At 61.9% G+C, this 12330-nt stretch carries 9 protein-coding genes; 1 reads left to right on the plus strand and 8 read right to left on the minus strand.

Going from position 1 to position 12330, the window contains the following annotated elements:
* Positions 1–82: 82 nt before the first annotated feature.
* Complete coding sequence (locus CO583_RS08305; RefSeq protein WP_248630744.1) at positions 83–2671, minus strand: MMPL family transporter; 2589 nt, start codon at positions 2669–2671, stop codon at positions 83–85.
* A 342-nt stretch (positions 2672–3013) separates the two neighbouring features.
* Between CO583_RS08305 and CO583_RS08310 the strand changes: the two genes are divergently transcribed.
* Positions 3014–3625 (plus strand): YigZ family protein, encoded by a 612-nt coding sequence (locus CO583_RS08310; RefSeq protein ID WP_043559417.1) that lies wholly within the window; start codon positions 3014–3016, stop codon positions 3623–3625.
* A 33-nt stretch (positions 3626–3658) separates the two neighbouring features.
* Here the strand turns inward: CO583_RS08310 and CO583_RS08315 are convergent, their stop codons facing one another.
* The 7 genes from CO583_RS08315 to CO583_RS08345 form a co-directional block, all read right to left on the minus strand.
* Positions 3659–4651: an MIP/aquaporin family protein gene (locus CO583_RS08315; RefSeq protein ID WP_103765650.1), complete on the minus strand. Its 993-nt coding sequence runs from the start codon at positions 4649–4651 to the stop codon at positions 3659–3661.
* Between the two features lie 83 nt (positions 4652–4734).
* On the minus strand, positions 4735–6141 hold the full coding sequence (gene radA, locus CO583_RS08320; protein ID WP_081562394.1) for a DNA repair protein RadA: 1407 nt from the start codon (positions 6139–6141) through the stop codon (positions 4735–4737).
* A gap of 1 nt (position 6142) precedes the next feature.
* The gene (locus CO583_RS08325) at positions 6143–6979 is read right to left on the minus strand and encodes an ABC transporter ATP-binding protein (RefSeq protein WP_052348997.1); all 837 of its coding nucleotides are present in this window, start codon (positions 6977–6979) and stop codon (positions 6143–6145) included.
* Positions 6979–7764: an ABC transporter permease gene (locus CO583_RS08330; protein WP_043559016.1), complete on the minus strand. Its 786-nt coding sequence runs from the start codon at positions 7762–7764 to the stop codon at positions 6979–6981. The genes CO583_RS08325 and CO583_RS08330 overlap by 1 nt, the downstream gene beginning before the upstream one ends.
* Before the next feature lie 25 nt (positions 7765–7789).
* A complete protein-coding gene (locus CO583_RS08335; protein WP_248630745.1) occupies positions 7790–8920 on the minus strand; it encodes a hypothetical protein in 1131 nt (376 codons plus the stop codon).
* Positions 8921–9073: 153 nt separating this feature from the next.
* Positions 9074–10420 (minus strand): UDP-glucose/GDP-mannose dehydrogenase family protein, encoded by a 1347-nt coding sequence (locus CO583_RS08340; RefSeq protein ID WP_248630746.1) that lies wholly within the window; start codon positions 10418–10420, stop codon positions 9074–9076.
* 88 nt (positions 10421–10508) lie between these two features.
* The gene (locus CO583_RS08345) at positions 10509–12149 is read right to left on the minus strand and encodes a hypothetical protein (protein WP_143539847.1); all 1641 of its coding nucleotides are present in this window, start codon (positions 12147–12149) and stop codon (positions 10509–10511) included.
* Positions 12150–12330: the final 181 nt, after the last annotated feature.

A 12330-nucleotide genomic window follows, 5' to 3' on the forward strand; every position in this document is an offset into this window, starting at 1 on the left:
CGGTGAGCCCCTGACATCTGCCAGCATGGGCAGGTGTCAGGGCTGATCCAGCAGAAGGTGAGGATGTTCACCTTTCAGCCGGTCAGTTTTTTGTCGTTCGGTGGCGTGGCAGCAGGGCCGGGATGAACAGAAGGGTGCAGACCAGCGTACAGCCAAGAGAGAGCAGCAGCAGCCGGCCCATGCTGGCTGTCCCCGGATGGGCTGAAGCTGCCAGTGAGCCGAAGGCGGAGCCGGTTGTCAGGGCAGAAAACAGCACGGCCCGGGCTGTTGGGGATGAAAGCTGGTTCTGAAGGCCCGCACGCCAGTTCATGACAAAATAGATGTTGAAGGAAACACCAACGCCCAGCAGCAGTGGCAGGGCGATGATGTTGGCGTAATTGAGCTGCTCCGGCACCGTGATGATCAGAATGACGGTCAGCAGGGAGGAAAGCAGTAGCGGAAGCAGGACAAGCAGCGTATCCAGCAGGCGGCGCAGCGTGGCGAAGAGGATCAGCGCGATGGCCACGATGGCACACAGGGCCGCCGTGATGAAGGCGTGTGTGATGGTCTGCGCACTGGCGATGATCTCCAGCGCAGGGCCGCAGATGTCCGGGGTTACGCTTTCCAGCTCATGCACGAAATGGTGGAGTGTTTTCGTTTCGGACATGCGCCCATTGGGGTGGATGATCAGCCGGTAAGCCCCTGTGGAGGCAATATAGTCGCTGCGTATGTCTTTGGGGATGGTATCAAGGGTGATGGGGGACGGGGCGAGCAGCGCCTTCAGCTGGCTCAGCTCTCCCGGCAGGAAGCGTGTCAGGGCTTCATTGGTGGCCATCAGCGTGGCATCGGGTGCTGTGGAGAGGTGTTCCAGCGCTGCATGAAGGGCTTTCAGGGAAGGGGAAAGCCTGTCATCCAGCCCATCAAAATCATGTGCCGCTTTGAGAGCTGCTGCCCGGAGGTCCGCTGCCGAGGGGGGCGGTGCCGGATGGGCAACGGAAAGCGTGGGCAGCAGGATGTCGGCAGCTTCATGAATCAGCTGGAGTTTCGTTTCCTGATCGTCCGGGACCAGAGCTCCCAGCCAGAGAACATCATGCACGCTGTCCAGCTTGCCAAGAGCGGCGGCCAGCCGGCCTGCCGTTGCCGTGTCGGGGACAAGCACCTGGGCATTGTAGGGTGTGGTGAGAGGGTTCTCCTCAAGCAGGCTCAGGGCCTTCATGCCTTCCGTATTGGGATTTTTGGTATGGAGCGGGTCGGCATCGAACATGAGGGATGGCGCCAGCCCGGCTCCGATGAGCCCCAGCACGGCAAAGATGGCCAGCACGGGCAGGCGGAAACGGTGCAGGGCCCTGTCCAGTGGTTCAAGACAGGTGAAGCCCCGGAGGTTGTCCCCCGGCATGGCCCGGAAGAATCGCAGCAGGGCAGGCAGCAGCGTCAGCGTGCAGATGAAAGCGATCACCATGCCGCCACCGGCAATCAGCCCCAGCTGGGCCACGCCGACAAAATTGGTGGGCGTGAAGGCAAGAAAGCCCGCTGCGGTGGCCAGAGAGGCAACAAATATTTGGCCGCCACTTTCCAGGCCTGTGCGGTCCAGTGCGGCGAGGGGGGAGAGAGGCCGCCCCTGTTCATCCTTCTGGCAGCGGAAACGCACGCCGAACTGGATGGCAAAATCCACGGCAATGCCGACAAACAGGATGGCAAAGGCCACGGAGATCATGTTGAGGGTACCAACGGCCAGTGTGGCAAAGCCGGTTGTCAGCAGCAGCCCGATGATGAGCGTGAGGAGGATGGGAATGACCACCCGCAGCGAGCGGACGGCCAGCAGGAGCCAGAGCGTGACAAGAGCGAGGGAGATGAACAGCCCGATGATCATGCCCTGGGCCACGGTGGAGAATTCCTCATCACTCAGCTTGGCTTCTCCGGTGATGAGCGCATGGGCCCGACCAGCCTTTACAGTAGGCAGGCTGTCCAGTGCGGTCCGCATGGCCGCCGTGGCGGCTTCGGACGGTTCGAAGGAGGTGAAGTCAGGTTTCGGGTGGGTGACGACAAACTGGTAATGGCTGCCTAGGTCGCTCAGGCCACCGGCCAGCAGCTTTTCCCATGAAAGAGGAACAGCATGGCCAGCAAGACCATCGTTGAGGGTCCGTGTCAGGCCATCAAGAGCGGTATTGAAACTGGCAGGGATGGGCTGATTGCTGCGTATGGCCGTGGCCATGAGGCTGAATGTGCCAAACAGCCCACGGGCCGAGGGGTCTGCTGCCAACATGCCAAGGAAGGGCTGTGCAGCAATGGTGGAATCCATCAGCGGTTCCAGCTGCTTCGTATCGATGAAGAGGAAGGCATTCCGGGTGTAGAAAGGGTTGGCATCCGGCTGGTCCACCCGGTCGAAATGGGTCGTGTCCCGGGAAAGGACAGCCGTAAGGGCATTGGCGGTTTCCCGGCCTTCTTCCGGCGTGGCAGCGCTGATGATGGCGACGAGGGTGTTCTTCTCGCCGGGGAAGAGGCTCTCTATCTGACGGTTTTTCTGCTTCCATGGCAGCGTGTCGGCAAACAGCCTGTCCGTCTCTGTCGTGATGCCCAGCTGGGTCATGCTCAGCCAGGCTGATCCCACGCAGAGGAGCATGAAGATGGTCAGGACAAGGGTGACATGACGGCCGCAGAACGCATTGAGGCGGCTTGTCAGAGTGGAAAGCATGGGGAAATCTGACCTCTTTGTGACCGTGCAGGCACCCTGCATATAACAGAAAGGCCGGGGCCAGAAGGCGTCTCGGCCGGACCGGAAGGAACCTGGCAGGGCAGCCGGGAGGCCCCTGCCGGGACGCATGACGGATGGCGTTTTCTGGCCATTCGGGGCGGAGGGACCGTCCCTGCGGATACCATGCGCACAGGAACTACTAGCCTGAAGGGGGGCTTTTTTCTATCCCCTGCATGAGGTGGCGAGGGAATGAAGGGGAGGGCTCATGGCTGCCCGGTCCGTGGTGGTGTTCTTGTGCCCGTGCAGGCTTTCTGGCTGACAGCAGGAGTATTCTGCGGCAGAATGGGCGGCATGACCTGGACATTGGACGGCATTGCCGAGCATGAAAGCATCATCCGCCATAGCGTGTTCCGGACTCTGGCCGCCCCTGTGGAGGACGAGGCAGGAGCGATGGCCTTTCTGGCAGAGGTGGCCGTGCCGGATGCCACCCATAACTGCTGGGCCTTCCGTGTGGGAGGGCGGTATCGTGTCAGTGACGATGGCGAGCCATCCGGTACGGCGGGCCGTCCGATTCTTTCAGCCATAGAAGGGCAGGACTTTGACGGGGTCATGGTGGTCGTGACCCGCTGGTTTGGAGGAATCAAGCTGGGGGCCGGTGGTCTGGTCCGGGCCTATGGCGGTGCGGCAGCGGCCTGCCTGCGGGAGGCCGCCAGGATCGAGCGGGTGGAGCGTATCCGCCTTGGCTTTCATTGCCCCTTTCCCGTTTTTGCTGAGGTGGAAGCCAAACTGCCGGGCTGGAATGTGGAAACACGGCGCTGCGATTTTGGAGCGGCTGGTGCTACGATGGAGCTGGCTGTCCCCGTGCAGGAGCGCATGGCCGTGGAGGCCTGGTTGCGGGACCTGACACGGGGGCAGGAACCCGTCCGGGTGCTGGACGGGGAGCCGGAAGGGTAAGAGACGGGGCTTCTGCTTTCGCTCCCGTTTCTGTCAGTTTTTCTTTCTGTCCTGCCGTTTGAGCTCTTCCGGTGAGGGGCCGGTGGCGTCAGGTGCCGTGTAGCGGGGAACACGCCCGTGATGGCCGAAATTGACGATCCGGGCCTCTTTCAGCCCATGCATGGAGAAGAGCATGCGGGCAAGCTGGAGTGCCAGTGCAGAGCCAATGAAGGGGCCGACAAGATAGATCCACACACCATGCAGGTTATGGGCCAGTGTATCGGGGGCCAGTGTCCGCATGAAATTCGTGCTGTTGCCGGAGAACCCGGCGATCAACGGGTTGGTGACGGCAAAATAGAAGGCGCAGATCCATGTCGTCAGATGCTGTAATTTCGGGCGTGAGGCCGTGAAATAGATGATCATGATCAGTCCCGCCGTGGCGATGGCTTCCATCAGGGCGGCAAGGCCGAGGCCGTAATTGCTGGAAGGGAATGTTCCGGCATAATTGATCTGGCTGACCATGGGCTGCCAGAAAGGCAGCAGCAGGCTGATCCCCAGGCAGGAAATGAGTGTCCCGCTGAAGGCCCCGACAAGTTGTGCCCCGAGATAACCCAGCGCATCTGGCCAACGGATTTTCTTCGTCAGGAAGAAGGCCAGCGTCACGGAGGGGTTGAGATGTGCACCGCTGACCTTGCCGAAGGGGGACAGTGTGGCGACTGTCCCTGCCAGCCCGAAGAACAGGCCGATCAGGACAGAGCGGATGATGGGATGCGGGGCCAGCATGGCCGCAAAGGGGGACCGGTCTGACGCCAGGATGGTGGTCGTGCTGATGCCGATGGTCAGCATGATGGCCGTGGCGATGGCCTCCATGGCATACAGTTTCCAGTGGAGGGGCTGGTCAGGGTGAGGTTTGCCAGCCAAGGGGCGGTCCACCAGTTCCCGGTGGGAAAACCGGATATGAGGCAGGTGGATATGGGGAAAGCGGACGTGGTGGGCGGCAAAACGCTTTTTATCGTCCGGCTGCGGAGGGGGAGAAGAGATGGTCATGCGGCCTCTCTTGTGAACAGATGGAGGAATTACCCATCATGTTTCAGAATTGCTGGCGGGCCGGTCAAGACAATAAAGATGATTTAATCTTTTCCAGCCGGGGAAAAGCGGCGGACGAGGTCGCTCAGATGTCCCGTTTCAGCAATGGTGAGGGTGTGCGGGGCTTTGGGGCGGGCGTTGGCGGTGCCTACATGGCGGGGGATGACTGCCTGCCGGAAGCCCAGCTTGGCAATTTCTTTCAGCCTGATGCCTGTCTGGCTGACCTGCCGGACTTCTCCGGAAAGACCGATCTCGCCAAAATAGGCTTCATCAGGGGCAGTGGGCTGGCCCGTGGCGGCGGAGATCAGGGCTGCGGCTACGGCAAGGTCGGCAGCCGGTTCGGTGACCTTCAGCCCGCCGGTGATGTTGAGGTGGACATCCAGGCTGCCTAGTTTCAGTCCGCAGCGCGCCTCCAGCACGGCCAGAACCATGTTCAGTCGGGAGCTGTCCCAGCCCAGTACGGCACGGCGGGCGGCTCCATCACCACTTTTGGCAGAAAGCAGGACCTGCACCTCCAGCAGGATGGGGCGTGTTCCCTCCAGCCCGGCAAAAACGGCAGAACCGGCAATATTGCCATGCCGTTCGGCCAGAAACAGGGCGGAAGGGTTGGGTACTTCCCGCAGGCCGGTATCGGTCATGGCGAAGACGCCGATCTCGTCCGTGGCTCCGAAACGGTTCTTGGCTGCCCGGAGAATGCGGAATTGATGGCCCCGGTCACCTTCAAAATACAGCACGGCATCGACCATATGTTCCAGCACACGGGGGCCGGCAAGGGCTCCTTCTTTCGTGACATGGCCGATGAGAATGAGGACAAACCCCAGTGTCTTGGCCAGACGGATCAGCTCGAAGGCACAGCTGCGGACCTGCGAGACCGAACCGGGGGCACTGGCCACGCCTTCCAGCCACATGGTCTGGATGGAGTCGATGACGACGACCTGAAAAGCCCGTCTTTCTTCCAGCGAGGCCGTGATGTCATTGACATTGATGGAGGCGGCCAGCTCCAGCTGGTCCAGCGCCTTGGGGTCACGGTCCAGTTCCAGCCGCCGTGCCCGCAGGCGGATCTGGTCGATGGCCTCTTCCCCGGAGACATAGAGGACATTGTGCTGCGCTCTGGCGAGAGCGCAGGTCATCTGGAGCATGAGGGTGGATTTGCCGATGCCCGGGTCTCCGCCCACCAGCACGACCGAGCCGGGCACAAGCCCGCTGCCCAGCACCCGGTTCAGCTCCGCCATGTTCGTGTCCAGCCGGGCCGGAGGGGTGGCCTTGCCATCCAGCCGTGTCGTTTTCAGGCCCGCACCTTTTCGTGTGGTGGCGCTACGGCTGGGGGTGGCGGTTCTGGTTTCTTCCTCCAGAGTGTTCCACTCGCCGCACTGTTCGCAGCGGCCTGTCCATTTGGGGTATTGGGCCTGGCAGTTCTGGCAGACGAACAGGCTGGCAGGTTTCCGGGCCATGTCAGCGTTTTTCCGCAGGGTTGGCCGTCATGCCACTGGTGGGGATCGGGCCGTCCAGCCGCCCGTGGGTGAACTGATCGACAATCGGATTGCCACTGTGCATCAGCGTATTGGCCGGCCCCTGCCAGATGATCTTCCCCCCGTAGAGCATGGCGGCATGGTCGCCGATGCGGGTGACGGAGGTCATGTCATGGGTGATGGTCAGCGCCGTGGCCCCCCGCTGGGTGACGCAGCTGCTGATGAGACCATCGATTACGGCGGACATGATGGGGTCCAGCCCGGTCGTGGGTTCATCGAAGAAGAGGATGTCCGGTTGTCCGGCCAGGGCACGGGCCAGTCCGACACGTTTCTGCATGCCGCCGGAGAGCTCCGCCGGGTTGAGTGGAGCCACATGCGGTCCCAGCCCGACCTGTTCCAGCAGGCGCAGAGCTTCCTTCTCCTGCGTGGCCCGATCACGGCGCCGGCCATGGCTCTTGGCAGTGAGACCGAAAAGGACGTTGTCCATCACGCTCATGCTGTCAAACAGCGCAGCATTCTGGAACAGCATTCCGATCCGTTTCAGCAGGGTTCCACGTCGGCTGCGCGAGGCACCGATGATGTTCTCGCCATCAATCTCGATGGTGCCTTCATCAGGCTCGATCAATCCCAGGATGCAGCGCAACAGCAGGGACTTTCCGTTGCCGGATCCTCCGATGATGACTGTGGATTTCCCGGCTGGCACATCCAGATCAATCCCGTTGAGGATTGTCCGGTCTCCGAAGGATTTTCTCAGGCCACGGATGCGGAGGCGGGGCTGGCCAGACGGTGCTGCCGTCCGGGAAGAGGAGGAAGACGTCATCATGCGGTAAAGAAGAGATCCGTCAGCAGGTAGTCAAAGGCGAGAATCAGGATGGAGGAGGCGACGACGGTTGCTGTCGCCGCCCGGCCGACACCCTCGGCTCCACCCCGGCTGTTGTAGCCTTCGTAACAGCCCAGCAGGGTGATGAGAAATCCAAAGACAGCCGCCTTCAGCAGTCCGACCAGTACGTCATGGCTGTGCAGGGAGGCATGGGTGGCATGAATGTAGAGTGCGGGGCTGAAGCCAAGCTTCCCCACTGCAACGATGAAGCCCCCGGCAACGCCCAGGATGTCGGCGATCAGGACGAGGAACGGCAGGGCCAGGATACCTGCCACCAGGCGGGGCGTGACGAGATATTTGATTGGATCGGTTGCCAGTGTGTTCAGGGCGTCAATCTGGTCTGTGACCCTCATGGAGCCGATCTGTGCCGCAATGGCTGCCCCGATGCGGCCAGCCACCATGAGGCCTGCCAGAACTGGCCCCAGCTCTTTCGTGATGGACATGACCACGATGCCACCAACGGCATTCTGGGCATGGTACTGGCTGAAGCCGCTATAGGACTGCAAAGCGATGACGGCACCGGAAAATATGGCTGTCAGGGCCACGACAGGTAGCGAGAGAAAGCCGATCTCGACCAGGCAGGACAGAATGACCTGCCCGTAAACGGGCAGGCGGAAAATGCCTCCCAGCCCCCGCAGGGCGAACAGGCTGAGGGCCCCGGCATGGTGCAGGCCTCCCAGTATGCCACGGCCAAGAAAGATGAAGGGAAGGGATAGAGCTCTCACACGGTCTGCCTTTGTTCTCTGCCGGTCATCGCGATGGTGTGTTCTGCGCCCCTGCCGGGGTGCCTGCCTGCGGCGCCTGTGGGGCAGGCTGGGATGTAGCTGATGCCGGTGGTGCGGGAGTGGGGGCCTGTGGAACGGGGCTGGACGCAGGGGGTGTTGCTGCCGGTGTGGCGGGGGGCGCAACAGCGGGCACTGCGGGCCGGACGGGTGTCCCCGCCGTCTGTCCGGCTGCTGTTCCAGCAGGAGGGGTGGATGTTCCGGCAGCCTGCTTCGGTACATGGGGAACGGCAGGATTGTTCAGCCCCTGTGCCTGGCCATCCGGCTGGGGGGGCTGGGCGGCAGGTGCCGGTCCTGCGGCCTGTTTTGCCGGGGTGGCCTCTGGCGGGCTGGCGTGGGTGATGTGCTTTGTTCCCCCATCCTGCACGGTGCCTGTCACCTTGCTGAGCGTGACGCTGGCAGCATCGCTGGTGGTGATGCTGGCATTGTTGACCGTGGCCATGATGGAGGCATCTGCCTGCTGGGAGGCATTCAGTGTCAGGCTGTCAATCTGCCCTTCGGTAATGGAAAGATGGCTGCTGTCGGACATCTGGGCCGAAAAGGCGGAGAGAAGGGCGGTATCCACCTCAAGGTGGCTCCCCCCTGTGGCATTGAGCTGTGCTGCACGGTTCAGCTGGTGGATGTGGGCCTGTGTCGTGCCGGAGATGGACATGTCCAGCGATTCCACACGGTCCACCTGAAGGGACGCATCATCCAGATTGCTTTCCAGCGTGGTGAGTGTGCCACTGATGATGATGTGGGCCTGTGGGCTGTCATGCAATGTCAGCGCCGTGTCGCTGGAGAGGTGCAGGGTCAGCCGTCCGCCCTTTGGGCAGTTGTGCAGGGCGAGGCGGATATGGCTTTCCGTCCCGTCCCGGGTTGTCTGGATATCCGGGGTGAGGCCGGTAGCCTCTTCGACCACCACGCTGTCTTTCAGGGCGGCATCAGCCCGGATATGGACCTGCGCACAGGGCACGCTGAGGTCCAGCTCGTCCGCATGGAGGGGAGTGCGCACATCGGCTGCCAGAGCGCTGCTGGCCATCAGGGTCCCACCCAGCATGGCACCAAGGCACATGCCGCACCCGAGCAACAGGGAAAGACAGGTCTGGACGTTACGCATGTTCACTCAGGAACTCCCGGCTACAAGAGATGGCAGGATTGTACCGCCTGCGGAAACGGACAGGGCGCAGGCCCTGTCAGCCTGCCCCCGTTCATGATTCCGTCATTGATGGCTACCATTATAGGCAGCCTGACCGCATGAGGATAGCCCGCTTTATGGGCAGGTATGTGGCGGCAGGGGGGCGCTGCCCAGGCAGTGATAATGGAAGCCGGCTTCCAGCCATTCATCTTTCCGCCATATCTGCCGGTAGTCCAGCACGAGCCTGCCACGCATCCGGGGGGCGAGCTGGTCCGGGGTGAGAGCGGCAAAGGTGGGCCATTCTGTCAGGACCAGCAGCATGTCAGCCCCCTCGGCGGCCTGAAGAGGGGTGGCGGTGTAGGTGATGCCTTTTGGCAGCAGGGTGCAGGCTGTCTCCATGCCCTGCGGGTCATGGGCCCGCAGCGTGGCACCGGCCTCGTGCAGCAGGGGGAGGATGGTCAGGGCTGGGGCCTGCCGCATGTCGTCCGTATGGGCCTTGAAGGTGAGCCCCAGTACGGCGATGGTACAGCGTGTGATGTCACCCCCGGCCAGAGCAAGGATGCGCTCGGCAAGGCGGCGTTTGCGGGCCTCATTGGCTGCGATGGTGGTTTCGATGAGTTGCGTGGGGGTTCCGGCCTGTCGTGCGGAGGTTGCCAGAGCCTGCGTATCCTTGGGGAAGCAGGAGCCACCATAGCCTGGCCCGGGTGTGAGAAAATGGGGGCCGATGCGGGGGTCCATCCCCATGCCACGGGTTACGTCGGCAATCTGGCCGCCTGTGGCTTCGCAGAGATCGGCCATTTCATTGACGAAAGTGACCTTCATGGCGAGGAAGGCATTGGCGGCGTATTTTGTCAGTTCCGCACTTTCCAGCCCCATGAAGAGCAGACGGCCCGCTGGCCCGGACAGGGGGGCGTAAAGTGTTTCCAGCAGGGTGCGGGCGGTGGAGGGAGCGCCCAGCTGTTCTTCCAGCCCGATGATGACGCGGTCCGGCTGCATGAAGTCGGCAATGGCGTGGCCTTCCCGCAGGAATTCGGGATTGGAGGCGATGTGAAAGGTCAGGTCGGGCCGGGCCTGCCGCACGATGGCGGCGACCTGCCGCCCTGTCCCGACCGGGACGGTGGATTTCGTGACGATCAGCAGGCCGTCAGGGGCATGGGTGGCAATGGCCCGTGCGGCGGCATGGACGTAACTCAGGTCAGCATGGCCGCTGCCCCGGCGGGTGGGTGTTCCCACAGCGATGAAGACGGCCCGGCTTTTCTGGAGGGCGGTGGCCAGATCACCAGAAAAGGCCAGCCGTCCCGCCTGCCGCTGTGCGGCAACCAGCTCTTCAAGCCCGGGTTCATAGATGGGCATGGTTCCGGTTTTCAGGCGGTCCAGCCGTGCAGGATCATGCTCGATGACAGTTACATTCGCCCCGAAGGCCGCCAGGCAGGCCCCTGATACCAGCCCGACGTAACCGCCGCCAATCATGGTGATGTGCATGGGGTCTCCTTCGGGCTGGAAAGAATGGAACGATCATTCTGTTTCTGTCAGGTGCAGGCGGTGCTGGCTAGGGGAAACACATCACTCCTCAATTGAAGGGCTGGTAGCGGAGGGACATCAGGACCATGTCGGCGTCGCTTTTGGGTTTGCCCCCTACGCCGGAGAAGGCCTGCACATGGGTGTGGGAATACTGCCCCCCCACCAGCAGGGTGCCATAATCACCCTTGGCGGCCGTGTACCAGAACCCCCCGGTTGCCTGCGCCACTGTGCGGATGTTGCCGGAGGCAGCACAGTTGGTGGCGAGTTCTGTAAAGCAGCCCCGCATGTCGAAACCACGGTTGCCATAGCCGTAATGGCTGCCATCTTCATCAAAGGAACGGCGGCTGAGGACAGTTTCTGCCCCGGCATAGGAATAGAGTTTCAGGGTCTTGAGAGGGTTGCCATAGAGGCCGAGCAGCAGGTTGGCTTCCGGCAGGGGTGTGACGGCACCGTTACGCCCGTAGGTATAATCCGGCATGTTGGACGTGCCGTAGCGGCCCAGGCCCGTGCCGACAAGGCCGGAGGCCTGGAAATACAGTTTCCTGTTGATGAGGGGCAGGACCATGCCGCCCCCGCCTCCACCGGCGATGCGGGTATGGTTGCTTCCTCCTCCCAGCGTGCTGGTCCGGTCCCGGAAGAAGCGCATGACGCCAGTAAGTTCGTAATGGCCCCAGCCGGGGTCGGCAGCGATCTTGGCGATGAGGTCCGGTGCCGGGTCGGTCGTGTAGTAGGTGGAAGGGTTGTTGACGTTCGTGCCGGTCAGCCGGTCGGTCGTGGTGCAGTGTCTGGCAGCGTTGGAGCAGGGAGATACACCAGCCGGGACGGCACTGGGGTTTTCGATGGATAGGCCAGCAGCGTAACGTTCCTCCTTGCCGAAGGTTTTGACAGCACGGAACTGGGCGTTGCGTGTCCAGTTGAAGCCGGGGACGTATTGGGCCTCGATGACCATGGGGGTCTGTTCGTCACGGGCCAGCAGGCCCTTGTTGTAGAGCGTGATGAGAGACCAGCTCTGCCCACCCAGCAGGTACCAGCCATCTTCGTGGTTCTTCAGTTCACCATAAACGACACGGGCACGCAGGACGTAGGAGTTCGACTGGCGGGAGTTGGATGATGAGCCGGAACCCTGGAAATCCGTCTCCACATAGGCATCGGCTACCAGTTTCCGGGTCAGCATCCCTTCTGCCAGCAGGGCCAGCCGGCTCTGCCGCTCTGTCTGGTGGAATTCGCTCATGTGGGAGGCAGGCTGGTTATGCCAGGGAATGCCGTTATAGGCACTGGCAATATCGGCAGCACTGTTGCGGGAGCGCCAGACGCCTGCGGCCTCCAGATATCCCCCCAGAGTCAGGCGGATACCGCCAATCTGGAGCTGCCCCCGGCGCAGCGGGCTGTAAAGGTCTGGATGGGCGGGTGGAATGGCTGTCAGCTCGCCATAGGGGGTACTGGCCGTGCGGGAAGGGGTCAGGATGGCATTGTCACCAAGGCCGAATACATCGTCATGCCTGGTCCGGGAGGACGCCAGATGCCCCGCCGCGGCTGCCGGGCCAAGCAGCCTTTCCCGGGGGGCATAAGGGTCGGCCTCAATCAGTTCTCTCTGGCGGGCCAGTTCAGCACGGACACGCCGATTCTCGGCAGCCTGTTTCTGCTTCATGGCTTCGAGCTGGGCCTGCATGGCGTGTATCTGTTTTTCCATCAGGGCAATTGCATCATTGGTGCCGGCGGCATGGGCAGATGATGCGAAGTGTGATGCACTGTATGACAGAAATATTACTGTCATAAAACTGTAATGAAAGGGATTTATATTACATTTTTTTGTCAGTTTCACGAAAATCTCCCGCAGTCATCACATGCCTTCATGTCTATTTACTCATTTT

The sequence above is a fragment of the Parasaccharibacter sp. TMW2.1882 genome, assembly GCF_023337635.1.
Classification (GTDB): Bacteria; Pseudomonadota; Alphaproteobacteria; order Acetobacterales; family Acetobacteraceae; genus Bombella; species Bombella apis.

Coding starts and splice junctions, on each gene's coding strand:
- CO583_RS08305 (WP_248630744.1), bottom strand. CDS start 2,671: ATGCTTTCCACTCTGACAAGCCGCCTCAATGCGTTCTGCGGCCGTCAT.
- CO583_RS08310 (WP_043559417.1), top strand. CDS start 3,014: ATGGGCGGCATGACCTGGACATTGGACGGCATTGCCGAGCATGAAAGC.
- CO583_RS08315 (WP_103765650.1), bottom strand. CDS start 4,651: ATGACCATCTCTTCTCCCCCTCCGCAGCCGGACGATAAAAAGCGTTTT.
- radA (WP_081562394.1), bottom strand. CDS start 6,141: ATGGCCCGGAAACCTGCCAGCCTGTTCGTCTGCCAGAACTGCCAGGCC.
- CO583_RS08325 (WP_052348997.1), bottom strand. CDS start 6,979: ATGACGTCTTCCTCCTCTTCCCGGACGGCAGCACCGTCTGGCCAGCCC.
- CO583_RS08335 (WP_248630745.1), bottom strand. CDS start 8,920: ATGCGTAACGTCCAGACCTGTCTTTCCCTGTTGCTCGGGTGCGGCATG.
- CO583_RS08340 (WP_248630746.1), bottom strand. CDS start 10,420: ATGCACATCACCATGATTGGCGGCGGTTACGTCGGGCTGGTATCAGGG.
- CO583_RS08345 (WP_143539847.1), bottom strand. CDS start 12,149: ATGGAAAAACAGATACACGCCATGCAGGCCCAGCTCGAAGCCATGAAG.